This is a genomic window from Methylorubrum suomiense, from assembly GCF_022179765.1.
GTDB lineage: Bacteria > Pseudomonadota > Alphaproteobacteria > Rhizobiales > Beijerinckiaceae > Methylobacterium > Methylobacterium suomiense.
Window position 1 is genome coordinate 16,269 of the sequence record NZ_BPRE01000001.1, and the last position, 23,301, is coordinate 39,569.

Below are 23,301 nucleotides of genomic sequence, written 5' to 3' on the forward strand. Positions count from 1 at the left end.
GCCTCCCGCGCGAGCCTCGACGGCCCGCGCGCGGCGGATGACCTTGGCCGCCGTTATGCGCCCCCTCGCGCAAGATGCAAAACCGAAAAAACTGAACTGAAAAACAAAAAGATTTTCGTATGCGCGGCCCGCAGGCGGCCCCTGCGCGAAGCCCCGGCGGGCGACGCCCGATCCTCGCCCCGGCCATCCTCGAGCGACCCGCAGGGTCCCCTGGCCGCTGCGGGAAGGATCCTTCCGGTCTCCGGCGTCCGCCGTCATCAAACTGAGATCGGATTGGGTTTTGGCTCTGGCCGATTGAGGCCGGAGGTGCTGGTGTCACAGGATCCGGAGACGACCATCCGCGTTCGGACGCTGTTCCTGTCCGATCTGCATCTCGGCACCAAGGGCTGCCAGGCGGCCCTGCTGCTCGACTTCCTTCGCGAGGTCGATGCCGACACGATCTACCTCGTCGGCGACATCGTCGACGGCTGGCAGCTGCGCTCGGGCTGGTACTGGCCCCAGGACCACAACGACGTGGTGCAGAAGATGCTGCGCAAGGTGCGCAAGGGCGCCCACGTCGTCTACGTGCCGGGCAACCACGACGAATTCCTGCGCGATTACATCGGCATGACCTTCGGCGGCGTCGAGATCGCCGAGAGCCGGATCCACGAGGCCGCGGACGGCAAGCGCTACCTCGTCATCCACGGCGATCAGTTCGACATGGTGGTGCGCCACTCCAAGTGGCTCGCCCATCTGGGCGACTGGGCCTACACGTCGGCGCTCGCCGTCAACACCGTGGTCAACCGCGTCCGCCGCCGCCTCGGCCTCCCCTACTGGTCGCTCTCGGCCTGGGCCAAGCTGAAGGTCAAGAACGCGGTCAACTTCATCGGCCAGTTCGAGACCTTCCTGGCCGCGGAAGCCAAGCGCCAGGGCGCGGACGGGGTGGTGTGCGGCCATATCCACCACGCCGCCCACCGCCAGATCGAGGGGCTGACCTATCTGAATACCGGCGATTGGGTGGAATCCTGCACCGGCATCGTCGAGCATTACGACGGCCGGATGGAGGTGCTGCACTATCCGACCCTGCTGCGCGAGCGGAGCGCGGCGGCGGAGGCCTACGAGCCCGCCGATATCCGCCGCGCCGTCGCCTGACGGTTCGCGATGCGGCTCCTCATCGCCACCGATGCGTGGCATCCACAGGTCAACGGCGTGGTGCGCTCGATCGAGCGCATGACGGAAGCCGGCGCCGGCCTCGGGATCGAGACGGTGTTGCTCACCCCCGCCGATTTCGCGTCCCTGCCGATGCCCGGCTATGCCGAGATCCGGCTGTCCCTCGTCACCAAGGGCCGGGTCCTCGCCCGCTGGGACCGGCTCGCCCCCACCCATGTCCATATCGCCACCGAAGGCCCGATCGGCCACGCGGTGCGCGGGGCCTGCCTGCGGCTCGGACAGCCCTTCACCACGAGCTATCACACCCGCTTCCCGGAATACCTCGCCGCCCGCGCGCCCGTGCCGGAAGCCTGGAGCTACGCGTGGCTGCGCCGCTTCCACGCGGCCGGCAGCGGCACCATGGTGAGTACGCCCTCGCTGGAGCGGGAACTGGCCGGGCGGGGCTTCACGGGACTGATGCGCTGGACGCGCGGCGTCGACACCGACCTGTTTCGCCCGCGCGACGACAGCGCCTTTCCGGGACTGCCGCGCCCGATCTTCCTCTCGGTCGGACGGCTTGCGGTGGAGAAGAATCTCTCCGCCTTCCTCGACCTCGACCTGCCGGGCTCGAAGGTCGTCGTCGGCGACGGACCCGACCGGGCTCGCCTCCAGGCGATGGCGCCGGACGCCCATTTCCTCGGCGCGCTCACGGGCGAGGCGCTGGCGCGGGCCTATGCCGGGGCCGACGCGTTCGTGTTCCCGAGCCTGACCGACACCTTCGGCATCGTGCTGCTCGAAGCCCTCGCCAGCGGCGTGCCGGTGGCGGCCTTTCCGGTGACCGGGCCGCTCGACGTGATCGGCGAAACCGGCGCGGGCGCCCTCGACACCGATCTGCGCGCGGCGGCGCTCGCGGCGCTCAACGTGCCGCGGGTGCGCTGCCGGCAGGAGGCGCTGCGCTACACCTGGGCCGAGAGCGCAAACCAGTTCTTCGACAACATCGTCCTCGCCCACGCCGTCGGCCCGATGCACGCGCGACGGCGCGTGGCGACGGGCGGGCGCATCGACGAGGGGGATGCGGCCCCACCGGACCTGACGGGACGGGAGGAGGCCGAAGGCAAGCGGTTCGCCTGAGCGGAGCGTCGTCCTCCGCTTTTTCGGGGCTCATGGGATGACCGGCACCGGCCGGGATGCGAGACAGGTCCCCGCCCACAATCTCCTCGCGCTATTCCCTCGCCCGGTTCATCCAAACAGCATGCGTCCCTTCGATCCCGCCCTCGCCGCGCGTTATCCGGCCGTGATCGGCTGCGACGAGGTCGGGCGCGGCGCCCTGTGCGGGCCGGTGATGGTCGCGGCCGTGTGGTTCGATCCCCTTGCCTTCCCGCCCGACTTGCTGGCCCGCCTCGACGACAGCAAGCGCCTCGACCGCGCCGCCCGCGAGGCGCTGACGCCGCTGATCCGCGCGCGGGCCCGGGTGGCCCTGGCCGCTGGATCGCGGGCCCTGGTCGACCGGATCAACGTGCGCGCCGCCACCCTCGACGCCATGCGCCGGGCGGTGGAGCGCCTGTCGGTCGACGGGACGGTGCTGGTGGATGGCCGCGACACGATCCCCGGCCTGACCCAGCCCTGCCGCGCGGTGATCGGCGGCGACCGGCTCGTGCCGCAGATCGCCGCCGCCTCGATCGTCGCCAAGACCTTTCGCGACGACCTGATGCGGCGGCTCGCCGAGCGGCACCCCGCCTATGCCTGGGAGCGCAATGCCGGCTACGGCACCGCCGCCCATCTCGCCGGCCTCTCGACGCTCGGCCGCAGCCCCCATCACCGGGTGAGTTTCACGGGGCGGTTCGGGGACGGCGTCCCGCACCGATCGATCCCCCTCGCATCCTCCTCCTGAGGTGCCGTCGGCTCAGAACAGCGCCAGCTGCTCCCCCGCCCGCGGCGGCGGGCGAAACAGCTCGGTCGTCTGCCGCAGCGGCTCCTCCGGGAATCCCAGCCGGCGCTTGGCCAGGGCGAAGCGGCGGCGGATCAGGTCGGCATAGGGGCCCTGCCCGATCATGCGGGTGCCGAAGGTGGCATCGTAGGCTCGGCCGCCCCGCGCGCCGCTCAGCAGCGAGAACACGTGCTCGCGCCGCCCCGGATAATGCTCCGAGAACCAGTCGCCGACGAGGTCATCCAGTTCGTGCGGCAGACGCAGCAGCACGTAGGATGCCTCGCGGGCGCCCGCCGCCCGTACCGTCTCCAGGATCGCCTCGATCTCATGATCGTTGAGCGAGGGGATGATCGGCGCGACGATCGCCATCACCGGCACGCCGGCAGCGGCCAAGCCCTCGATCGCCTCCAGACGCTTGCCCGGATGGGGAACGCGCGGCTCCATCCGCCGGGCCAGAGTCGGATCGAGGGTGGTGACCGAGATCGCCACCTTCACGAGACCCTGCGCCGCCATCTCGGCGAGGATGTCGCGGTCGCGCAGGATCAGGTTCGACTTGGTGACGATGCCGACCGGATGGCGGAAGCGGGCCAGCACCTCCAGCACCGCGCGGGTGATGCGGTGTTCCCGCTCGATCGGCTGGTAGGGATCCGTCGCGGTGCCGAGGGCGATGGTGCGCGGCCGGTATCCCGGCGCCGACAGCTCCTGCTCCAGCAGCGCGGCCGCATCGGGCTTCGTGAACAGCTTGGTCTCGAAATCGAGCCCCGGCGAGAGCCCGACATAGCTGTGGTTCGGCCGCGCGAAGCAGTAGATGCAGCCGTGCTCGCAGCCCCGGTAGGGGTTGATGGAGCGGTCGAACGAGATGTCCGGCGAGGCGTTGCGGGTGATGATGGTGCGGGCGCGCTCGACCGTCACCTCCGTGCGCCGGGACGTCGCCTCGTCCGGATGCCAGCCGTCGTCGAACGCCTCGCGCCGCGCCGCCTCGAAGCGGCCGTCCGGGTTGGCGGTCGCCCCGCGCCCGCGCCGCCCCTCCGCGGCGATGCGGTTGCCGGCGAGCCGAACCGAAGCCGCATCCGGCATACCCCCCATCGTCCCTGGTCCCTTTCTGGATCTCCAAGGAACATATCATGAACATGAACGCCGCGACTGCACAAGATTCGTGCATCCCCGGAAATACACATCTGTCGCCAGTGAAGCCGGCATGGCCTAGAGCATCGCCCGAATGGTAGCGGCCGGCCCTGGCAGAAAGGCCGATGCGGCGCGACACCGAATGCATCGACCCTTCATTCCGGCAGGAACAGGATACTTGGCGCGCCGATGATCTCCGGCCTGATCCTCGTGGGACGTCCCGCCGACGCGGCGATCGAGAGCCTCGCCGACACGCTGAGCGCGCTCGTCGCGGGCGTGGCGGCGGGGCTCGTGGGCGACGCCGTGATCGTGACGGACACGGCGAGCGAGGCCTTGGAGACCATCGCCGAGGGCAGCGGAGCGAGCCTCGTCGTCAGGCCGCCCGGGACCGATCCGTGGAGCGCGGGGGCGGCGGCCGCTAGGCGGGACTGGCTGCTCTGCCTGGAAGCGGGCGATATCCCGTCGGAGGGCTGGATCCGCAGCCTCGACCGCTTCGTCGGCACCGCCCGGCCCGATCTGGCGCTCGGCCGGATGCGGCGCCCCCATGCCCGTCCGCCCGTCCGCCTCGCCGCATGGGTCGAGAGCATCGTCGGCGTCGGCCGCCCGCGGGCCGGCGACGTGGTGCGCCGCTCGGCCGTCCTGGCAGGACTCCCCTTCGCCCCTCGCCTCACGGCACGATCGCTGACGGCCCGGCTGGAGCAGGCCTGATCCCGCTTGCCTTCGATCAGGGCTCGAACCGGGCCTGAAGTCCGTGCCCGTGTACCTTGGCCGAGAGCACGATCTTGGCCCCCTGGGGGATGGGCGCCTTGAGATCGCCGACCAGTCGGTTCGGCGCCGCCCCCTTCAGCGGCAGCGTCTCGGTCTTTCCGCCGGCCTGGATATAGGCCTTGGCCGTGGCCCCCGCCGTGTCGATCGGCTTCCCGTCCTCGTGGCTGACGAAGAAGGTGAGCGCGGTGTCGCTGACGACGAGTTCGACCGGGTGATCGTCGGCCATGGTCACCCGGCCGCCATTGGGGCCGGCGGCGTGGGCCGGGATGGACAGGAGAAGGGCGAGCGCGAGCGCGGTCACGGTGGTGCGCATGATGACGGTCCTTTTCTGAAGCGGCTTTCGGAGCGGCGTGAGGGGGATTCAGAAGGCTCCGGCGGGAGCGGTCTCGGAGACCTCGGATGCGGGATTTCGCGTCCCGTCGGGTGCGCCTCGCTGCACCTCCCGGCGCAGGCGCTCCAACGGGGCACGGCCGAAGACGAGGAACAGGATCGGCGTCAGCACCGTGTCGAGCAGGGTCGCGCTGATCAGGCCGCCGAAGATCGTCACCGCCACGGGATGCAGGATCTCCTTGCCCGGCGCATCGGCGCCGATCAGCAGCGGCACCAGGGCGACGCCCGCCGCGAGCGCGGTCATCAGGACGGGCGCGAGCCGCTCCAGGCTGCCGCGGATCACGAGGTCCGGGCCGAAGGGAAGTCCCTCGAACACCGCGAGGTTGAGGATGTGGCTGACCTTGAGGATGCCGTTTCGGGTCGCGATGCCGGTGAGGGTAATGAAGCCGATCATCGAGGCGACGGAGAGCGGCTGGCCGGCGAGCCACAGGGCCGCCACAGAGCCGATCAGCGCCAGGGGGATGCTACCCAGGATGATCAGCGTCAGCACCACCGAGCGGTAGCGGCTGTAGAGCAGCGCGAAGACCAGGGCGAGCGACAGGAGCGAGAGCAGGCCGATCGTCCGGCTCGCCTCCCCCTGCGCCTGAAACGCACCCTCCAGGCTCGTGGCGTAGCCGTTGGGGAGCGCGGTTGCCGCGATCTCCCGGCGGATGCCCTGGACGATAGCCCCCATATCGGATCCGGCCACGCTGTTGGCCTGCACCACGATGCGCCGCCGCGCGTTCTCGCGAAGGATCTGGTTCGGCCCATCGGTCTCGCGGATATCGGCGATCTGACGCGCCGGCACCCAGCCGGAGGGCGTCTCGACCAGGAGGTCGCCGAGGCGCTGCGTGGTGCGCATCGCGTCGGGCAGCCGCATCACCACGTCGAAGCGGCGGGTGCCGTCCACCACGCGGGACACCACCTGCCCGTTCGAGAGCCGGCTCAGCTGCTCGATCAGCGCGGCGGGCTGCACCCCGTAGAGAGCGGCGCGGGCATAGTCGACGCGGATCTCGAGCTGCGGGATCAGCACCTGCTTCTCGACCTGAAGGTCGGCGATGCCGGGGATCGTGCCGAGCCGTCGCCGAAGGTCTTCGGCCAGGCTGCGCAGGGTGTCGAGATCGTCGCCGAAGATCTTCAGGGCGATCTCGGCGCGGACGCCCGAGAGCATGTGGTCGAGGCGGTGGGAAATCGGCTGCCCGACATTGACCGAGACCGGCAGCACTGCGAGGCGGTCGCGGATCTCGGCGACGAGGTCGGGCTTGGGCCGGGCCCCGGGCTTCAGGTCGATCTCGAGATCGGAGGAATGAACCCCCTCCGCATGCTCATCGAGCTCGGCCCGGCCGGTGCGGCGACCGATGGACTTCACGTCGGGCATCTCCAGAAGCAGACGCTCCGCAACGCCGCCGATCCGGTCGCTCTCCGCGAGCGAGATGCCCGGGTTGAAGGCCATGGTGACGGTGAACGAGCCCTCGTTGAAGGGTGGCAGGAAGGCCCGCGGCAGGAAGGCCGCCGCGAGGCCCGCCGCCGCCACCGCGAGGGCGGCCGAGACCATCACGGGCCGGGCATGGCCGAGAAGGGCTCGCAGCAATGCGGCGTTGAGGCGCTTGAGCAGCCGGATCAGGCCGCTCTCGTGCCCCTCCAACCGCTTCAAGCCCGGAAGGAGGTAATAGGCCAGCACGGGGGTCAGGGTGATCGAGACGAGCAGGCTCGCCAGGATCGAGACGATGTAGGCCTGCCCCAGGGGCGCGAAGAGCCGACCTTCGATGCCCGACAGCGCGAAGAGCGGCACGAAGACCAGCACGATCACCATCGTGGCGTAGACGATGCCCGAGCGCACCTCGTTCGAGGCGGAGACCACCACGGCGAAGACTCTCCTCGGATTGCCGGCTCTCCGATTCTCGCCGAGGCGGCGGAAGATGTTCTCGACGTCGACCACCGCGTCGTCGACGAGCTCGCCGATGGCGATGGCGAGGCCGCCGAGCGTCATCGTATTGATCGACAGCCCGGCGAGATGAAAGACGATGGCGGTGGCCAGGATCGAGACCGGAATCGCCGCGAGCGAGATCGCGGTGGTGCGCAGGTTGAGGAGGAAGGCGAACAGCACCACGGCCACGACGACGACCGCCTCCATCAGGACCGTCTCGACGTTGCGGATCGAGGTCTCGATGAAGTTCGCCTGCCGGAAGATCAGGCGATCGGCGCGCACGCCCTTGAAGGCGCAGGCCTCGCCGGCCGCCTCGGTCGTGGCGGAACCGCAGGCATTGAGGCTGGCGGTGATGTCGGCGAGGGCCGCCTCGATCTCGCGGGTGAGCCGCACGGTGTCGACGCCCGGCTGCTTCTCCACCGAGATGACGACGGCGGGCGCGCCCATGTAACCGGCATCGCCGCGCTTCACCTTCGCGGCGAACGACACGTCCGCGACCTGACGCAGGGAGATCGGCCGTCCGTTGACGGTGGCGACGACCATGTTGCGCAGGTCGTCGAGATTCATGGTCCGGCTGAGATTCCGGATCAGGTATTCGCGGGCATACTGGTCGGTGAAGCCGCCGCCGGTATTGGTGCCGAACTGCGCGAGCGCCGTCTCCAGCTGCGTGTAGGTGACGCCCAGCGCCCGCAGAGCCGTCGGCTGGGGCGCGACCCGGAACTGGCGCACCTCGCCGCCCATCGGGATCACCTGGGCGACGCCGGGGATCGCGAGGAGGCGGGGCCGGATGGTGAAATCGGCGAGTTCCCGCAACTGCATCGGCGAGACCGAGCCGCCGCTGAGCGCCGCCATCACGATCTGCCCCATGATCGAGGAGATCGGCCCCATCATCGGCGTGACGTCGGGGGGCAGTTGCGGACGCACCATGGCGAGGCGCTCGGCGACCTGCTGGCGGTTGCGGTAGATGTCGGTGCCCCAGTCGAACTCGACATAGACGACGGACAGGCCGACGCCTGAGACCGAGCGGACGCGGGCGACGCCGGGCAGGCCGTTCATCTGCGTCTCGAGGGGGAAGGTGACGATCTGTTCGACCTCCTGGGGGGCGAGCCCCTCGGCCTCGGCCATGATCGTCACGGTCGGCCGGTTGAGATCGGGGAAGACGTCGACGGGCAGCTTCGTCACCGTGAAGGCGCCGTAGACGACGAGCACGGCGGCGAGCGCCAGGACGAGGACGCGGTTGCGCAGCGATTGCGAGACGAGGAGCGTGAACACGGCGACCTCCTCAGCGGACCTGATTGAGGAGTTCGGCCCCCTGGGTCACGATGCGCTTGCCCGGGGCCACGCCGGAGACCACCAGCACGCGGCCGGCATCCAGGGGTTCGACCCTCACCTCGCGCGGCTCGAAGCGCTCCGGTGCGGTGTGCTCGTAGACGAGGCTCTGGCCGTTACCGCCGCGGACCACGCTGGTGCGGGGCAGCGCGAGCCCGGTCTGCTGCGTGTCGAGGGCCGCCAGCACGGTGACGAACTGGCCGGTGCGCAGTTCCGGCGGGGCGCCCTCGATCGAGAAATGCATCGGCACCGCCTGGCTGCGGTCGGCAAGCCCCGCCCCCATGAAGGCGAGGTGCAGCGTCCGGCCGTCGGCGAGCCGCGCGGTGGCATCCTGGCCGGTGGCGAGCGCGTCGAAGCTCAGCGCCTCGACCCACAGGCGGCGCGGCTCGACGATCTGGAACACCTGAATGCCGGGGCTCGCCATCTGGCCCGCCACCGCGCTCGCCTCGGCGACGACCCCGTCGACCGGGGCGGTCAGGGCCTCGGGATGCTGGCGGATGGCGTCGAGGGCGGCGCGGCGGTCGGCCAGCCCCTTCAGCTCGGCGAGCGCGTCGTCGAGTTGGACCTGCGAGACCGCGCCCCCCGGCGCGAGCTTGCGGTAGCGCTCGACCCGGCGCTCGGTGATGGCGATCTGCTGGTCCAGCTCACCCTGGCGCTGGCGCATGTCGGACACGTCCACCGCCTGGACCGGGGGCGTGACATAGGCCAGCACCTCGCCCTTGGTCACCCGCGTTCCGAGCCGCGGGAAGCGGCCGGATTCCGGCGGCGACAGCCGCCCGCCCACCGAGGACTGGACGACGCCGCTGGCACTCGGATCGGGGATGATCCGGCCCGGAAGCTCGACCGTGCGGCTCAGGGTGTCGGAGGTGGTCACGACCGTGCGCAGGGCGAGCACCCGCTGGGTGGGCTTGGGCACAAAGATCGCGCCGTCCGGCATGCGCCGGGCGAGATCCTGACCGCCCGTCGCGGCCATCGGCGTTCCACCGCCCTCGTGCCCCTCATGGGCGAAGGCCTTAGGCGCCAGGGCGAGCGCGAGGGCGAACACGACGAGGGCGGCGGCGGGGCCCCGCCGACGTCCGCGCATCAGCAGCGTCACCACGATTCCGAGAAGGAAGCCCGCGCCACCGATCGCGAAGGGCAGCGGATCGGCCTCCTCGAGATGACGGCGGAAGTCGTGGGCTGCGGCGAGGCCCATCGCCCAGGCATCGGGGCCGGCGGCGGACGGCGTGGGCGGTTCCGGGACGGTGAGGGAGACCGGAAAGATGTCGCTCGCCCCTCCAGTCCTGACCGTGAACAGCACCTCGTGCTCGCCGGGATGCAGGCTCCAAGGGGCAGGCAGGCCGTAGCTGCCGTCGGGCATCGCCGCGGCGTCCGCCGGCCCCTCCGGCGTCTCGGCAGTGATCGCTGCGTCGGTCACCGGCTCGTTGGTGCCGACCCGATCGAGGAAGACGCTGAGACGGCCGTTGCGGGCAATGGCGACGAGTTCGAGGCTCTCGCTGCTCGATGCCCCCCGCGGGGCACTCACCGCGGCGGCGGGTGGGGTGTCGGAGCCGTGGTCGTGGCCTTCGTGGGCGGTCGCGGCCTGGGCCCAGAGGCCGAGCGCCACGATCGCCGCGCGCAGAGCGGTCGCACGCAGGGGCGGGGCGAGTGAAACACGCATGAGAGGTCGATCCTTCGCGAGCGGGAACGCGCGCGGCGCCCAGCCGGGCGGCCGCGCAAGGCGCGCATCACCGCGCCGTTCTCAGGCGAAGGATCGGGGCGGTTCGGGCAGCGTTTCGGGAACGACGCTGACGAAGGCCGCGTCGCGCGGGCGCCGGAAGGCCCGCTCGGTGTTCCAGCGGAGCGCCACGGTCACGTCGGCGACGCCGACGAAGGGGATGTGGAACGGACAATGCAGCCCGCAGCATTGCCCCGAATGACCGTCGCCGGCCGGCGTCGATGCGTCGGAGCCGACCTTGACGGCATGGGCGCCGTCATGGGGGCCGTGATGGGCTCCCGCGCAGTCGATCCCGGCGTGGTTCGCATGCGCATGCGCATCGACGGATGCATGGACATGCTTGACCCCGATGCCCGGAGCATGGGCTCGGGCATGGGCCGGGGCGGCGATCGACAGCGCGAGCAGCGCCGCGATCTGCAGGATCGCGGCGAGCGCATGCCAGAAGGGGCGGTGAGCGCGCATCACACCGCCTTCATAGCACAAGCGGGGCTCGGCTCCAGAGCGTCCGGGTCGTCTCACGCCGGCTCGCGGACGCGGCGCGCCTGCAGGGCCTCGTTGATGAGGTTCGAGAGCGCCACGTAATCGTGCCCGATATCTTCGAGGATCAGGGCGAGGTCCTCGGGCACCTCGGCCTCGGCGCAGCAGGCCCGCACCAGGGCCTCGTGCAGCGGCATGACCGTGTCCGCGTAGGTTCGGAAGAAGTGTTTCGCCTGTTCGACAGCGTTCGGCGGCATCGTCGCATCCGTGATGGGTCGGCGTGGGGGGCCGCCCGCGCTGGCGGGCGGCATGCGCTTCAGGGGAGACCGGCTCAGGCGGCCTGCTGCACCGGCAGGGTGCGGCCGCGCGACGAGAGCGCGTGCATCCGGTCGAGGGCGCGGGGCGTCGCCTCCCACAGGCCGACGATGAGGTGGCCTCGGTGGGAGCGCGATTCTGCGAGCGGGTCCGGCGTCCAGCCGATGCGCTGGTAGATCCGGGTCATCCGTTCGTCGTAGAGGCCGACAATGTGCTCGATGCCCGAGTTCAGGCAGAGCTCGCACAGGCCGATCAGCAGGTCCGAGGAGACCGTGCGCATCGCCTCCGCCCGCATGCCCCGGCGGGGCGGGTGGACGCAGAAGCGGGTGCATTCCCAGGCCGTCGGGCTCTCGACATCGACCGGCTCGTCGAAGAAATCCGAGAATTCGTGGCGCAGCATCGTGTCGCCGGTGGTCGGCAGGAGGCGCAGCGAACCGGTGAGGTGACCGTCCGCATCGGAGGCGACGAGGTAGACGGTGTCGTCGCAGCGGTCGTAACGGTCGATCTCAAGACCGTCCTCGACATCGACTTCCCAGCCGAGACGATCCTTGAAGATCGCCGCGCGGGCCCGGAACATCTGGTCGAAATCTTGAGAAAATCGGTCGCGGTCGGCGCCGGAGAAAATTTTGATCATCGGGTAAACCTCCTGTGATCAGGAGATCTCCCGGAGGCCCGGCCTTCGACAATCTATCGAAATTGAGAGATCGACGGGCCGTCGAGCTGATGTCAAACGGGCCGGAAGGCCCCGTTCGGCGCTCGCTCGGACACGTTACGCGGCAGGGCGCCACCCCATGACGGGACGGCGACGAAGCGACGGATCGGCCGGGTCCTGCCCGGCGGCGGATCGATCAGGCGTCGATCAGGTCGAGGGCGATGGCGCGGGCGACGAGCTGGGTCATGGTCGCGCAGCCGAGCTTGTGCCGGGCGGTCTTGAGATAGAGCCGCACGGCAGGTTCGGAGATCTCCAGCAGGAAGGCGATGGTCTTGGCCTGTCGCCCCAGGGCGAGGAGCTGGATGCATTGCTGCTCGCGCCGCGACAATCGCGGCGGACGGGCGGCGCGCAGGCCGCTCAGCTGGACCGCCCGCTCATGGAAGAAATGAGCGACCGCGTGATACTCGCGCAGATAGGACGGCTTCTTCCGCTCCCACTCGTCCAGGGTGATGTTCGAGGTCAGGGTGAAGATCGCCCGCTCTCCGTTCGGACCGCGGATCGGGATGGTGATGCCACGGCGCCCGACGCCGTAGCTGTCGGCCTCCTTGAACACGTGGCGCGCACCGATCGAGGTTCGATCGAGGCCGTCCCAGTCGATCGGCAGGAAGCCGCTCCGCCCCGCCTGCACCACCGGATCGAGGGCGAAGTAATCCTCGCCGACATAGCGGCTGACCCAACCGGGATCGTAGGACAGCATCAGGATCGGGTTGGGCTGCAGGCAGGCCGGCAGGTGCGTGGCGTGGTAGACGATGTTGGCGAGCCCGTAGGCGTCGCGCAGGTCGAGCAGCAGCGGGTTGAGCGCGTCGAGGTCCGGCGCCGCCGCCAGGACGTCGAGGGTCTCGGTGAGGCTGATGTCGCGCTTCATGACGAGAGCAAGATCCTCCGCAGTCCCGACCGGATCAGGAAGCGGCGCACCGAAGTCACGCCCGTTTTCAAGCAATTCTTAGACCTTCTAGCCCGTCTTGGCAGGAATTCACAAATCCAACCGAGGATTGACCGGCCAAGCTCACCGTCTTGGATGAAATCCGCCTCGGCACCGGATCAGTGCGGGTCGCAGCGCGGCTTTACGGTGTCGGCGGCCGCGGCCAAAACGAGGCGGTAGACGCCCTCCTTGAGCTGGCCCGGCGGCAAACGGTCGAAGGCCTCGGCCAGCATCTGCGCTTCCTCCGAGACGAGCGGGGCCGCAGCCTCCACGCTGCCGAGGCCCAGAAGATCGTCGGCGCTGATCCCGAGATGCTCGGCGAGCGTGGCGAGACGCGCGGCGGAGATCGGGTTCGCCCCGCTCTCGTACTTTTCCATCTGCGCGGGCGTCACGGACGCGGCCAGCGCGAGGTCCCGGAGCGCAAGTCCCTGGCGCCGACGGGCTGCCTTGATGCGCAGCCCGATCGCCAGGTCGTCTTCCCTTACGCCCCTCAACACCGTCTCCTTTACACCCCGTGGGGTCGGGACCCGCGGCGTTGCGGACAGAGTGGGCAAGCCGGCGTCGAGGGCAAGCCCACAGCCGCACGTTGTCCGGCCAAGGCACGTTGCGATCGCGCCGGCTCACTGTCTTTTGTCCAATCCGGCGCCCCGCTGCCCCGGTCCCGGTCGTGCCCAGAGGCGCTCGCCCAGGCAGCACGTCCCGTCCCTTCGGATCGATTCGCCCCGCTCAGTCCTTCTTGGCCGGCCGGATCTTGAGTTGATCGATGGCCCAGAGCCAGCGCCCGTCCGGCTGCCGGCGCGCCGCCTCGACCGAGAGCGAGCCGTTGGGCAGCCGGGCGAAGGTGAGGCCGAGATCGCCGTTGCGCAGGGCCGGCAAGGTTTCAGGGGCTGGGAAGTCGGATTTGCGGGCCAGGAGATCGGCGTAGAAGCGCCGAATCTCGTCGTGGCCGGTCGCCACCACCTCCCCCGCCGCGAGGACGGCCTCGGGCTCGTAGAGCGCCACCAGCCCCTCGACATCGCCGGCATTGGCCCGCGCGTGGAACAGCCGGGCCAGATCGCCCGGTTCCTTAGCCGTCTCACTCATGGTCATCCTCCCTCTGACGCCGCTCGAAGGGCGGCTATTTCAGGCGCGTGCCCCGCCCATCCTCGACCGAGACGGAGACCGGGATACCGGCCTTAACGCTCTCGGAAACGGTGCAGAACCGCTCGAACTGTTCGAGCACCCGATCGATCCGGTCCATCGCCGCCGCTTCGGCACCGAGGGCGATGGCGACGTCGATGCCGTCCAGGCGCAGGCGCCCATCCGCGTTGCGCCCGAGCCGGCCGCTCGCCTGGGCGCTGACGCCACCGCCGTCCTGACGGTACTTGCCGAGGGCGAAGACGAGGCTGGCGCACAAGCAGTTGCTCACCGCCGCGATCAGCACCTGCTCGGGCGAGGGTCCCTCGCTCGCGCCGATGGGCACCGGCTCGTCGGTCAGCAGCGACTCGAAGGCGGGGCCGAACTCGACGCGGAAGGCGAAGCGCTCGACCTGCCGAATGCTGATGCTGGGTCGTTCCGACATGGCCGTTCCTCTCTCCCCGCCAGTCTCAACCGCGTCCCCCCGGCATTGTTGCCGAGCGCTTTCGCGACCTTGACCCCGTTTCCGTATTTGGTATACCAGATGCCAACGAGACGCCACCGGAGGAAGCCCGCTTCCTCCCGGCAGACCCGGACAAGGAAGGAGCGCGAGGCCATGGCCGCGGCGACATCCCCACCACCGGCCGTCGATGTCTCGGGGCTGGTGACGGCCCTGGGGGACGCGGTGGTGATCTCCGACGCGGACGGCCGGATCGTCACGTGGAATCCGGCCGCCGAACGGATCTTCGGTTTCAGCGAAGCCGAGGCGATGGGCGAGACGCTCGACCTCATCACCCCGGAGCGCCATCGGCGGCGCCACTGGGACGGCTACGCCAAGACGATGCGGACCGGGCAGACCCGCTACGGGACGACGCTGCTCAAGGTGCCGGCCCTGCACAAGGACGGGCACACCCTGTCCATCGCCTTCACCGTCTCGCTCCTGCACGGGGCCGACGGGGAGGTCGACGGGATCGTCGCGGTCATCCGCGACGAGACCGAGCGCTTCGAGGAGGAGCGCCGCCTGCGCCGCCGGATGGCGGAGCTGGAGGAAGCGCTCGGCACCCTCGTGCTCGCCTGAACCCAGGCGGGTGCGTCTCACAACAAGAACAAGACCTTTCGTTTCAAGACTTCACACAACCTCCAACGAAGTCGTCATAGGGAGAATGCCGCAATGTCCCAGCCGCTCGACGGGATCCGGATCATCGATTTCACCCACGTCCAGGCGGGCCCCGCCTGCACCCAGCTGCTCGCGTGGTTCGGCGCGGACGTGATCAAGGTCGAGCGCCCCGGCGCCGGCGACGTGACCCGCAATCAGCTGCGCCATGTCGAGGATGCGGACGCGCTCTACTTCACGATGCTGAACTCCAACAAGCGGTCGCTGACGCTCGACACCAAGACGCCCCAGGGCAAGGAAGTGCTCGAGAAGCTGATCCGCGAATCCGACGTGATGGTCGAGAATTTCGGCCCCGGCGCGCTGGACCGCATGGGCTTCACCTGGGCCCATATCCAGTCGCTCAACCCCGGCATGATCCTCGCCTCGGTGAAGGGCTTCTCCGACGGCCACCACTACGAGGACCTGAAGGTCTACGAGAACGTGGCGCAGTGCGCCGGCGGCGCCGCCTCGACCACCGGCTTCTGGGACGGCCCGCCCACCGTGTCGGCCGCCGCCCTCGGTGATTCCAACACCGGCATGCACTTGGCCATCGGCATCCTCACGGCGCTGCACGCCAAGAACAAGACCGGCAAGGGCCAGAAGGTCGCCGTGTCGATGCAGGACTCGGTCATCAACCTCTGCCGCGTGAAGCTGCGCGACCAGCAGCGCCTCGACGCCATCGGCTACCTCGAGGAATACCCGCAATATCCGCACGGCGAGTTCTCCGACGTGGTGCCGCGCGGCGGCAACGCGGGCGGCGGCGGTCAGCCGGGCTGGGTGCTGAAGTGCAAGGGCTGGCAGTCGGACCCGAACGCCTACATCTACTTCACCATCCAGGGTCACGCCTGGGCCCCGATCTGCAAGGCGCTGGGCAAGCCCGAGTGGATCGACGATCCGGCCTACAACACCGCCCGCGCCCGCCAGGACAAGATCTTCGAGATCTTCGCCTTCATCGAGGATTGGCTGGCCGACAAGACCAAGTTCGAGGCCGTCGACATCCTGCGCAAGTTCGACATCCCGTGCTCGCCGGTGCTGTCGATGAAGGAGATCGCCGCCGATCCGTCGCTGCGCGCCAGCGGCACCATCGTCGAGGTCCCGCATCCGAAACTCGGCTCGTACCTGACCGTCGGCTCGCCGATCAAGTTCTCGGACATGAAGGTCGACATCAAGGCTTCGCCCCTGCTCGGTGAGCATACGGACGAAGTTCTCGCCAGCCTCGGCTACACCTCCGAGCAGATCGCCGCGATGCACGAGGCCCGCGCGGTCTGAGTTCTCGACCATGATTCTTCCGGGACGGTGATCCGCCCCGGAAGTGCTTGACCGGACCTAGGTCCGGGCTGTTTTTCTCCTCCGTGTGACTTGGCCGGACCGCCCTCCTTACGGTCCGGCCTTTCTTGTCCGGCCTACGGGCCGGGCGCCTCACGCGGGGGAAGCCGTCTGCCCTCTCCTCGCACGTCCCGGCTTTCCGCCGAGAGCCGGCTCATCCCTTCGGGCTGCGTCCTCCAGCCCCAAGCCTGCGGTGACCCGTGCCGGTGAATGTCGTCCTTCGTCGCCTCCTGCCGCAGCAGGCCCCCGTCAGCAATCGGGAGCGGCTGCGGGCCGCCTGCGGCGCCCTCCTCGGGCTTCTCGGCACCGGGCTCATCGCCCGCGCGTCGATCGGAACCGGCAGCGCCCTCCCGGCCCTGATCGCCCCGATGGGCGCTTCCGCCGTGCTGCTCTTCGCGGTGCCGTCGAGCCCCCTGGCCCAGCCCTGGTCGATCATCGGCGGGAACCTGATCGCGGCCCTGGTCGGCGTCACCATCGCCGGCCTCGTGCCCGATCCGCTCATCGCCGCCGGGCTCGCGGGCGGCCTCGCCATCGGCCTGATGATGGCCTTCCGCTGCCTGCATCCGCCGAGCGGCGCCGTGGCCCTCACCGCCGTGCTCGGCGGCCCCGCGATCCACGATCTCGGCTACGGCTTCGTGCTCTGGCCGGTCGGCGCGAATTCCCTGCTGATCCTGGCGGTGGCGGTCGCGTTCAACAACCTGACCGGCCGGTCCTATCCGCACGCGCCGGCCTCGGCGCCCGCCACCCCGGCGCCCGCCTCCGCCATGGGCCTGACTTCGGGAGACATCGACGCCGCGCTCGAAGATTTCGATCAGGTGCTCGATATCGGCCGGGGCGACCTGGAGGCGCTGCTGCGCCGGGCTCAGCTCAGCGCCCTGGTCCGCCGCTCCGGCCCGGAGACCTGCGCCTCCATCCTGACCCGGGACGTCGTGGCCATCGCCCCCGAGGCGCCGCTGAGCGAGGCGCTGGCGCTGCTGCGGCGGCATCACATCAAGATGCTTCCGGTCACCGACGAGAACGCCCACGTGCTCGGCGTCCTCACCCAGACCGACCTGATGGACAAGGCGGAGTGGGATCGAAAGGGCCCCCGCCTCGGGCTCGCCCGGCGCTGGCATCTGACGCTCGGCCGGGGCCGCGCCCCCCATGGCTGCGCCGCCGACGTGATGACGACCGAGGTGATGTGTCTGCGCCCGGAGATGACCCTGGCCGAAGTCGCGGTCCGGATGGCCCGGGGCGGACACCACCATCTCCCCGTGATCGGCCCCGAGGATCGCCTGTGCGGCGTCGTCGCCCAATCCGACCTGATCGAGACCCTGCTGACCGAGGCGGCCCATCGCACGGGCACGGAGTCGTCGCGCCCCGGCCCGGCGAAGCGGGCTCAACCGGGCGACCCGGTCCCGTCCGATCTCGCCGCCGGGTTGGCCTAGAGATTCCGGCGAGCCCTCACTCTCATCCTGAGGTGCGGAGCGAAGCGAAGCCTCGAAGGAGGCCTCCAGCGAATCGCGCGATCCCTGGAACTCTCCTTCGAGGCTCCGCCTTTGGCGCGGCACCTCAGGATGAGGAGATGTGATGAGATGAAGGATTTGAAACGGGTCTCACAGGCGTGATCGCTCGCAGGACCGGGTCGTCGGCTCGGCTTTCGCAATCAGGCCGCGAGATGGATCGCGCCGCGACCAAGCACCATCATCTCAGGGTAATTTAAGAAATTTACACCGAAGATCGGCCTTTGCACGCGTCGATGCAGGTTATACTATTGCAAAACCAAGATGAAAATACAGTCTTGGATAGGCTTAATTGTCGACCTTAGCCAGGAAAATCAGAAAATTCTTCCGGGACAATCTCGCACATGCACCGTCTGATTATCCCCGCCCTCGCCATCGTGCTGCTGATGCCGGGCGCCGCCCAGGCCTTGTCGATGACCGATACGCTGCAAGCCTGGCGAGAAAGCTCGGCGATGGACCGCCTTCAGCTCGCGAGCCGCTTCGGCAAATCGTTCGTCGCCGTCAACGAGAGCTTCACCGCCGGCTATTTCGTGAAATGCATCGACGAAGTCGCGGGCTACGCGAACGCCCAGAAGGCCCGGATCGAGGATGCGATGCGCGAATGCGTCGCCTCGCAGCTGCGGATGAAGGCACAGCCGGACGATTGAGCCACGGGCTCAGATCTCGATCTCGGTCCCGATCTCGATCACTTGAGAGGCCGGCACGCAGAAATGCGCGCCGGTGCGCTCGGCGTTGTTCTGCATCACCGCGAACAGGGCCTCGCGCCAATCCGACATGCCGTGGCGGTCGGAGACCGGGATGATGGTTTCGTGTCCGACGAAGACGGTCAGGTCCTCGACGAGATCCTCCGGCAATTGGCCCGAGGCGACCGCGCAGCGCAGGCCCTCGGGGACCGAGGCGGATTGCATGAAACCGTAGCGCAGGATCACGCGGTGGATGTCGGGGGTGATCGCGCTGACCTCCGCCCGCTCGCTCGGCGGCACGGTGGGCGTCTCCTCGAACAGGGCGGTGACGATCAGGACGCGGGTATGGAGCGCGCCGAGGCGGTCGACCACCCGCACCATCGGCAGCGGGATTCCGTGCGTGGCCGAGGACAGGAAGGCGGCGGAGCCCGGCAAGGTGATGGGCGGGTCGGTGCGCAGGCGCTCGATGAAGTCGGCCTCCGACGGGCGCTGGTTGATCCGCGCCTCCTCCATGCAATGGTTGCCCTTGCGCCATGTCAGCATCAGGAACGCGACCGCGCCGGCCAGCACCAGGGGAAACCAGCCGCCCTCGACGATCTTCACGCTGTTGGCCGAGAGGAAGATCAGGTCGATCAGGAGGAAGAAGCCGTTGACCGCGATGACGGCGGGCAGGGCGTAGCCCCATTTGCGGGCGACGAGTGCGGCGAGCAGGGTCGTGATCGCCATCAGGAGGGACACGGCGATGCCGTAGGCGCCGGCGAGTGCGTCGGAGGAACGAAAGATCACCACCGCCGCGAGGGTGGCGGCGGCCAAGAGCCAGTTCACCGTCGGCACGTAGATCTGGCCGCGCTCGTCGGGTGCGGTGTGGACGACACGCATCGGCGGCAGGAAGCCGAGCTGCACCGATTGCTGGGTCAGCGAGAACACGCCCGAGATGATCGCCTGCGAGGCGATGACAGTGGCGAGGGTCGCCAGCCCGATCAGCGGGTAATGCGCCCAGTCCGGTGCGAGACGGTAGAACGGGTTCTCCGCCGCGGCGGGATCGGCGAGCAGGATCGCGCCCTGACCGAAATAATGGATCATCAGCGCGGGCAGCACGAGGCCGAACCACGCGGCCCGGATCGCCTTGGCACCGAAATGGCCGAGATCGGCATACATCGCCTCGCCGCCGGTGACGGCGAGGAAGGCGGCCCCCAGCATGGCGAAGCCGACGCCGAGCCCGGCATGACCGACGAACTCCACCGCCGCGATCGGATTGATCGCCCGTAGGATCTGCGGCGCCTGGAGGATGCCGCCGATGCCGAGGAGCGCCAGCACCACGAACCAGACCAGCATCACCGGCCCGAAGATGCGCCCGATGAAGGCGGCGCCCCGGCTCTGCACCAGGAAGATGCCGACGAGGATCACCAGGGTGATCGGTACGACGTAGCGGTCGAGGGAGGGCGCATCGACCTTGAGCCCCTCCACCGCCGAGAGCACCGAGATCGCGGGGGTGATCGCCCCGTCGCCGTAGAGGAGCGCAGCGCCGACGAGGCCGACGACGAGGAGAAGCCCCTGGCGGGTGCCGGCCTCGGCGTGGCGGGCTCCGAGGAGCGCGAGCATCGCGACGATTCCGCCCTCGCCCTTGTTGTCGGCGCGCAGGATCAGGACGGCATATTTCACCGAGACGATCAGGATCAGCGACCACAGGATCAGCGAGACCGCGCCGGTCACGGCCACCGCCGAGGGTGGCTCCCCGTGGCTCGCCGCCCGCACCGCCTCCTTGAACGCGTAGAGCGGGCTGGTGCCGATATCGCCGTAGACGACGCCGAGGGTGGCCAGCAGCAACCCGGCCCCGAGCCGGCGCTCCGGGCCGTGATCCGTATCCTCCGCGGGCGAATTGTCCGTGGAATTGTCCGTGGAACCGTGGGCCGACGCTGCGCTCAAGGGTGCGCTCCACGAAGCGTAACCGCTCTCAGGCGGCCCGCCTCAATTAAGCTGCGCCGAACCTTCGTCCAGTGACATCCGCGTCACCGATCGCCCGAAGTCACCGCCCCCGCTGCGGAACGGGCTCCGGGGCGGCCTTCTCCTGACTTGGCTTGTCCTGACTTGGCTTTTCCTGTCCCACCTTCTCCTGTCCCGACCGCTCGCGCAGGCGGGCGAGCCCGGCGGAGATCCGATCGGCGATGCGCCCCCGCAGATCCTCGGACAATTCGATATCGGTGAGTCGCCAGCCCCAATCGTGCAGGCGCATGCGGATTCGGAACTGCTCCTGGCGCGGACGATCCGGCGGCACGGCGATGACCACGGAGCGGAAGCCGCGCATCTCGGAAGCGAGGTAATAGCGCAGGGCCCGGGCGGCATCGGGGATGCGCAGGCCGTCCCGGCGATCGTGCCGATTGGTGGCCTCCGGCAGATCGAGCGCCTGCGGCCAGCCGTCATCGAGGAGATCGACCACGTTCTGCGGCGTCACCAGGGCCTCGGTCACCGGCAGCGCCAGGGCCGCCGCCGCATCGGCGAGGCGTTGCCGCTCCCGCGGCTCGGCGGCACCCTCGGCGCGGATCGCGGCCGAGACCTGCTTGGCCAGGGAGAGGCGCAGGGTGCGAAAATTGACGCGCTGCGCCACCGCGGCCACGTCGCCCGTCTGCACCGCCTGAGCGAGGCCGTAGAGCGACCAGAACGGCGTCAGGGTGTAGGCGAACCAGCCGAGGGCCGCCAGGAGTGGGATCGTCCACCAGCGCATCGTCAGCTGCGGGCGCGCCCTTGCTTCACGACGCGTCCCCCGCCGCGTGCCAACCCGTTAGACCGGCAAACGCCGCGACGACCCCCTCGTAGACCGGCCGCTTGAACGGAATGATGAGGCCCGGCAGCGCTTCCAGGCGCTCCCAGCGCCACGCGTCGAATTCGGGCTTGTGGTGACCGCCGCCGGGGGCATCGACGTCGATCACGTCCTCGCTCCCGGTCAGACCGAAGGCGAACCATTTCTGGCGCTGACCGCGGTAGCGGCCCTTCCAGGCCTGCTTCATCACGTCGACCGGCAGATCGTAGGCCAGCCAGTCGCGGGTCTCGCCCAGGAGCGTCACGGCCTCGGCCGGCACGTTGGTCTCCTCGTGGAGTTCGCGCAGGGCGGCGGTGAGCGGCGGCTCGTCCGGGTCGATGCCCCCCTGCGGCATCTGCCAGGCATGGCCGTCGGCCACGTGCTCGGGCCCGGCCTCCGACTTGCGCCGGCCGACGAAGACGCGCCCGTCCCGGTTGAACAGGGCCACGCCGACGCAGGGGCGATAGGGCAGCGCGTCGCCCTCCGGCCGGGACGGAAGGTCGTCGCCGGGACGAGGGTCGCTCGGGTGGTCGTGACTCGGATTTTCCATGGCGGCGCGACCATAGGACGGCGCGCGCGCCAGCGGCAACGCCGACCTGATGTCCGGTGGCCGGGATCCCGCTCAGGAGATGGAGAGCACGAGGCCGGCGGCCCGATTTCAGGGAGACGCGCTCGACAGCTCTCCGGCGGCCGGGGCCTGCCGCAGGACCGCGCTGACCGGCACCAGCCGCACGCCGCGGGCTTCGAGGTCGCGGGTCCAGCGCGACAGCCGGTCGATGGTGAGCTGGGCGGCACTGCCCGAGGCCAGCACGAAGCCCTTCTGGCGGGCGAGGGCTTCGAGGCGGGCGAGTTCCGCATCGATGGCCTCCGGCCGGGCGATGGCGTCGATCACGATCTCGGCACGGGCTGCCGGAAGCTTCGCCTTGGCGGCCGACCCCGCGACGAGGGCGCGCTGCGCGGTGCCGTCATCGACGAAGCCGAGGCCGCGCCCGGCAAGCTCCTTCAGCACGGGCTCGAGCGCGCCGGTCTCGCCCGCGAACTTCGCGCCCATCAGATTGACCACGCCGACGATGCCGGGGAACCGGCTCAGCACCCAACTCGTCCGGTCGAGATTCTCGGCGGGGCGGGAGCCGGCGAGCAGGGTCTGCGGCCCGGGATCGCTGTCGGGATAGTCGAACGGCTCCATCGGCAGCTGGACCAGGATCTCGTGTCCGGCCTCGCGGGCCCGCGATGCCGCCTTCTCGAGATCGCTGCCATAGGGCGAGAAGGCGAGGCTCACCGCCGCCGGGAGCCGGGCGATGGCGCTCATCGTGGCCGTGTGTCCGATCCCGAGCCCCGAGACCAGGATGGCGATCCGCGGCCCCTGGCCCGGCTCTTCCGGGCGGGCATAGACGTCGAGGGGACGGATCTTGCCTTCACCGATCTTCGGCAGCGGTCCGTTGCGCCCGCGCTCGGTCAGGCGCGGATCGGGGGCGGGGTTCAGGCGGATCTGGGTCGCGTTCGGCACGCGGATGATGACCGGCGCATCGGGGGCCGTCGCACCGGCCGGCCGGAACACGCTGACGCCCGAGGCCTGCTCGACCTCCTGGGCGGATTGAGGAGAATCCGCCGGCTTCGCAGCCGCCTCGGCCACCTGCTGCGGGGCGACCTTCACGACGGGCGGTGCGGCGGGCTCGCGCCGCTCGATGACGGCGCTGGCGCGGGGCTCGCCGCCCCGCGGATCGCCGAGAAGTGCCACGCTCCCGGCCAGCAGGGCGAGGGCGATGCAGGCCGCACCCGCCGCGTGCGCGGCCGTCGGGCGCGGGAGGCGGCGCAGACCACCGGTCTTCGCCCCGGCCTTGACCCCGACCCCGAGGGGCTTCGTCAGGATATCGTCGGCCGACTCGCTCACCCGCTCTCGCCTCTGGCGACCTTTCGCAGAACCGGCACGGGGCGCGATACGAAAACGGCCCGCAGCGCCGGTTGGAGCCGGCATTGCGGGCCGTCATGGTTAATCTTTCGCTAATCC

The 23,301-nt window shown here is 69.8% G+C and carries 23 protein-coding genes; 8 read left to right on the forward strand and 15 right to left on the reverse strand.

Features of this window, described 5'->3' with window-relative positions:
* The first annotated feature begins 312 nt into the window (after positions 1-312).
* The 3 genes from MFF26_RS00070 (at position 313) to rnhB (ending at position 3,019) form a co-directional block, all read left to right on the forward strand.
* Positions 313-1,131 (forward strand): UDP-2,3-diacylglucosamine diphosphatase, encoded by an 819-nt coding sequence (locus MFF26_RS00070; RefSeq protein WP_137829716.1) that lies wholly within the window; start codon positions 313-315, stop codon positions 1,129-1,131.
* A gap of 9 nt (positions 1,132-1,140) precedes the next feature.
* On the forward strand, positions 1,141-2,259 hold the full coding sequence (locus MFF26_RS00075; protein WP_137829717.1) for a glycosyltransferase family 4 protein: 1,119 nt from the start codon (positions 1,141-1,143) through the stop codon (positions 2,257-2,259).
* A 121-nt stretch (positions 2,260-2,380) separates the two neighbouring features.
* On the forward strand, positions 2,381-3,019 hold the full coding sequence (gene rnhB, locus MFF26_RS00080) for a ribonuclease HII (RefSeq protein ID WP_137829718.1): 639 nt from the start codon (positions 2,381-2,383) through the stop codon (positions 3,017-3,019).
* A gap of 12 nt (positions 3,020-3,031) precedes the next feature.
* Here rnhB and MFF26_RS00085 read toward each other — a convergent pair whose 3' ends face one another.
* Positions 3,032-4,132, reverse strand: a complete 1,101-nt coding sequence (locus MFF26_RS00085) for a PA0069 family radical SAM protein (protein WP_238307364.1) — start codon at positions 4,130-4,132, stop codon at positions 3,032-3,034.
* Positions 4,133-4,369: 237 nt separating this feature from the next.
* On the opposite strand from MFF26_RS00085, the gene MFF26_RS00090 reads away from it, so the two are divergent.
* Positions 4,370-4,888, forward strand: coding sequence for a glycosyltransferase family protein (locus MFF26_RS00090; RefSeq protein WP_137829720.1), 519 nt, complete (start codon positions 4,370-4,372; stop codon positions 4,886-4,888).
* Positions 4,889-4,904: 16 nt separating this feature from the next.
* Here the strand turns inward: MFF26_RS00090 and MFF26_RS00095 are convergent, their stop codons facing one another.
* From MFF26_RS00095 to MFF26_RS00140, 10 genes are all read right to left on the reverse strand, one after another.
* Complete coding sequence (locus MFF26_RS00095) at positions 4,905-5,261, reverse strand: hypothetical protein (RefSeq protein ID WP_137829721.1); 357 nt, start codon at positions 5,259-5,261, stop codon at positions 4,905-4,907.
* Between the two features lie 48 nt (positions 5,262-5,309).
* Positions 5,310-8,516, reverse strand: a complete 3,207-nt coding sequence (locus MFF26_RS00100; RefSeq protein ID WP_137829722.1) for an efflux RND transporter permease subunit — start codon at positions 8,514-8,516, stop codon at positions 5,310-5,312.
* Between the two features lie 10 nt (positions 8,517-8,526).
* Positions 8,527-10,233, reverse strand: coding sequence for an efflux RND transporter periplasmic adaptor subunit (locus MFF26_RS00105; protein WP_137829723.1), 1,707 nt, complete (start codon positions 10,231-10,233; stop codon positions 8,527-8,529).
* Between the two features lie 81 nt (positions 10,234-10,314).
* On the reverse strand, positions 10,315-10,752 hold the full coding sequence (locus MFF26_RS00110; protein ID WP_137829724.1) for a hypothetical protein: 438 nt from the start codon (positions 10,750-10,752) through the stop codon (positions 10,315-10,317).
* A 53-nt stretch (positions 10,753-10,805) separates the two neighbouring features.
* Entirely contained in the window at positions 10,806-11,024 is a 219-nt protein-coding gene (locus tag MFF26_RS00115) for a hypothetical protein (RefSeq protein ID WP_137829725.1), read from the reverse strand.
* 74 nt (positions 11,025-11,098) lie between these two features.
* Positions 11,099-11,716 carry an acyl-homoserine-lactone synthase gene (locus tag MFF26_RS00120; RefSeq protein WP_137829726.1) on the reverse strand — a complete coding sequence of 206 codons (618 nt, stop codon included), beginning with the start codon at positions 11,714-11,716 and terminating at the stop codon, positions 11,099-11,101.
* A gap of 214 nt (positions 11,717-11,930) precedes the next feature.
* Positions 11,931-12,659: a helix-turn-helix transcriptional regulator gene (locus tag MFF26_RS00125; RefSeq protein ID WP_137829727.1), complete on the reverse strand. Its 729-nt coding sequence runs from the start codon at positions 12,657-12,659 to the stop codon at positions 11,931-11,933.
* 176 nt (positions 12,660-12,835) lie between these two features.
* A complete protein-coding gene (locus MFF26_RS00130) occupies positions 12,836-13,210 on the reverse strand; it encodes a helix-turn-helix domain-containing protein (protein WP_171015471.1) in 375 nt (124 codons plus the stop codon).
* A gap of 232 nt (positions 13,211-13,442) precedes the next feature.
* A complete protein-coding gene (locus MFF26_RS00135; protein WP_137829729.1) occupies positions 13,443-13,799 on the reverse strand; it encodes a YybH family protein in 357 nt (118 codons plus the stop codon).
* 34 nt (positions 13,800-13,833) lie between these two features.
* Positions 13,834-14,277, reverse strand: a complete 444-nt coding sequence (locus MFF26_RS00140) for an OsmC family protein (RefSeq protein WP_137829730.1) — start codon at positions 14,275-14,277, stop codon at positions 13,834-13,836.
* A 171-nt stretch (positions 14,278-14,448) separates the two neighbouring features.
* Here MFF26_RS00140 and MFF26_RS00145 point away from each other — a divergent pair, with 171 nt between their 5' ends.
* From MFF26_RS00145 to MFF26_RS00160, 4 genes are all read left to right on the forward strand, one after another.
* A complete protein-coding gene (locus MFF26_RS00145) occupies positions 14,449-14,910 on the forward strand; it encodes a PAS domain-containing protein (RefSeq protein WP_137829731.1) in 462 nt (153 codons plus the stop codon).
* A gap of 93 nt (positions 14,911-15,003) precedes the next feature.
* Positions 15,004-16,254, forward strand: a complete 1,251-nt coding sequence (gene frc / locus MFF26_RS00150; protein ID WP_137829732.1) for a formyl-CoA transferase — start codon at positions 15,004-15,006, stop codon at positions 16,252-16,254.
* Positions 16,255-16,517: 263 nt separating this feature from the next.
* Positions 16,518-17,738 (forward strand): HPP family protein, encoded by a 1,221-nt coding sequence (locus MFF26_RS00155; RefSeq protein ID WP_137829733.1) that lies wholly within the window; start codon positions 16,518-16,520, stop codon positions 17,736-17,738.
* A 419-nt stretch (positions 17,739-18,157) separates the two neighbouring features.
* Positions 18,158-18,460, forward strand: coding sequence for a hypothetical protein (locus tag MFF26_RS00160; protein WP_137829734.1), 303 nt, complete (start codon positions 18,158-18,160; stop codon positions 18,458-18,460).
* 9 nt (positions 18,461-18,469) lie between these two features.
* Here the strand turns inward: MFF26_RS00160 and MFF26_RS00165 are convergent, their stop codons facing one another.
* The 4 genes from MFF26_RS00165 to MFF26_RS00180 all read right to left on the reverse strand — a co-directional run bounded on the left by MFF26_RS00165 (position 18,470) and on the right by MFF26_RS00180 (position 23,184).
* The gene (locus MFF26_RS00165) at positions 18,470-20,323 is read right to left on the reverse strand and encodes a potassium transporter Kup (protein ID WP_171015472.1); all 1,854 of its coding nucleotides are present in this window, start codon (positions 20,321-20,323) and stop codon (positions 18,470-18,472) included.
* 199 nt (positions 20,324-20,522) lie between these two features.
* Entirely contained in the window at positions 20,523-21,218 is a 696-nt protein-coding gene (locus tag MFF26_RS00170) for a DUF2939 domain-containing protein (RefSeq protein WP_137829736.1), read from the reverse strand.
* Between the two features lie 25 nt (positions 21,219-21,243).
* Complete coding sequence (locus MFF26_RS00175) at positions 21,244-21,843, reverse strand: RNA pyrophosphohydrolase (protein WP_137829751.1); 600 nt, start codon at positions 21,841-21,843, stop codon at positions 21,244-21,246.
* A 108-nt stretch (positions 21,844-21,951) separates the two neighbouring features.
* Positions 21,952-23,184 carry a divergent polysaccharide deacetylase family protein gene (locus tag MFF26_RS00180; RefSeq protein ID WP_137829737.1) on the reverse strand — a complete coding sequence of 411 codons (1,233 nt, stop codon included), beginning with the start codon at positions 23,182-23,184 and terminating at the stop codon, positions 21,952-21,954.
* Positions 23,185-23,301 lie beyond the last annotated feature (117 nt).

What these genes read in the sequence shown, in the direction of transcription:
- MFF26_RS00075 (WP_137829717.1), top strand. Translation starts at nt 1,141, where the DNA reads ATGCGGCTCCTCATCGCCACCGATGCGTGGCATCCACAGGTCAACGGC.
- rnhB (WP_137829718.1), top strand. Translation starts at nt 2,381, where the DNA reads ATGCGTCCCTTCGATCCCGCCCTCGCCGCGCGTTATCCGGCCGTGATC.
- MFF26_RS00085 (WP_238307364.1), bottom strand. Translation starts at nt 4,132, where the DNA reads ATGCCGGATGCGGCTTCGGTTCGGCTCGCCGGCAACCGCATCGCCGCG.
- MFF26_RS00090 (WP_137829720.1), top strand. Translation starts at nt 4,370, where the DNA reads ATGATCTCCGGCCTGATCCTCGTGGGACGTCCCGCCGACGCGGCGATC.
- MFF26_RS00095 (WP_137829721.1), bottom strand. Translation starts at nt 5,261, where the DNA reads ATGCGCACCACCGTGACCGCGCTCGCGCTCGCCCTTCTCCTGTCCATC.
- MFF26_RS00105 (WP_137829723.1), bottom strand. Translation starts at nt 10,233, where the DNA reads ATGCGTGTTTCACTCGCCCCGCCCCTGCGTGCGACCGCTCTGCGCGCG.
- MFF26_RS00110 (WP_137829724.1), bottom strand. Translation starts at nt 10,752, where the DNA reads ATGCGCGCTCACCGCCCCTTCTGGCATGCGCTCGCCGCGATCCTGCAG.
- MFF26_RS00115 (WP_137829725.1), bottom strand. Translation starts at nt 11,024, where the DNA reads ATGCCGCCGAACGCTGTCGAACAGGCGAAACACTTCTTCCGAACCTAC.
- MFF26_RS00120 (WP_137829726.1), bottom strand. Translation starts at nt 11,716, where the DNA reads ATGATCAAAATTTTCTCCGGCGCCGACCGCGACCGATTTTCTCAAGAT.
- MFF26_RS00125 (WP_137829727.1), bottom strand. Translation starts at nt 12,659, where the DNA reads ATGAAGCGCGACATCAGCCTCACCGAGACCCTCGACGTCCTGGCGGCG.
- MFF26_RS00135 (WP_137829729.1), bottom strand. Translation starts at nt 13,799, where the DNA reads ATGAGTGAGACGGCTAAGGAACCGGGCGATCTGGCCCGGCTGTTCCAC.
- MFF26_RS00140 (WP_137829730.1), bottom strand. Translation starts at nt 14,277, where the DNA reads ATGTCGGAACGACCCAGCATCAGCATTCGGCAGGTCGAGCGCTTCGCC.
- MFF26_RS00145 (WP_137829731.1), top strand. Translation starts at nt 14,449, where the DNA reads ATGGCCGCGGCGACATCCCCACCACCGGCCGTCGATGTCTCGGGGCTG.
- frc (WP_137829732.1), top strand. Translation starts at nt 15,004, where the DNA reads ATGTCCCAGCCGCTCGACGGGATCCGGATCATCGATTTCACCCACGTC.
- MFF26_RS00160 (WP_137829734.1), top strand. Translation starts at nt 18,158, where the DNA reads ATGCACCGTCTGATTATCCCCGCCCTCGCCATCGTGCTGCTGATGCCG.
- MFF26_RS00170 (WP_137829736.1), bottom strand. Translation starts at nt 21,218, where the DNA reads ATGCGCTGGTGGACGATCCCACTCCTGGCGGCCCTCGGCTGGTTCGCC.
- MFF26_RS00175 (WP_137829751.1), bottom strand. Translation starts at nt 21,843, where the DNA reads ATGGAAAATCCGAGTCACGACCACCCGAGCGACCCTCGTCCCGGCGAC.